Here is a 273-nt window from a genome sequence, read left to right on the forward strand (position 1 = left end):
TAAAAGAAACCTTACTAAAGCACAAAACACACATTGCACCTCACACAATAATAGTGGGAGATTTCAACACCCCACCCTCATCAATGGACAGATCATGGAAACACAAATTAAACAGAGACATAGACAGAATAAGAGAAATCATGAACCAAATGAACTTAAAAGATATTTATAGAACATTCTATCCTAAAGCAAAAGGATATACATTCTTCTCACCAACTCATGGTACTTTCTCCAAAATTGACCATATATATGATCAGTCATAAAACAGGCGTC

General features: G+C 34.4%; 1 protein-coding gene. It reads left to right on the top strand.

From position 1 onward, the window contains the following. On the top strand, window positions 1-263 hold a 263-nt coding region (locus tag IEQ44_RS17205), incomplete at its 5' end, for an endonuclease/exonuclease/phosphatase family protein (protein WP_227487635.1). Window positions 264-273: the final 10 nt, after the last annotated feature.

The sequence above is a fragment of the Nocardioides malaquae genome, from assembly GCF_015070385.1.
Taxonomy (GTDB): domain Bacteria; phylum Actinomycetota; class Actinomycetes; order Propionibacteriales; family Nocardioidaceae; genus Nocardioides; species Nocardioides malaquae.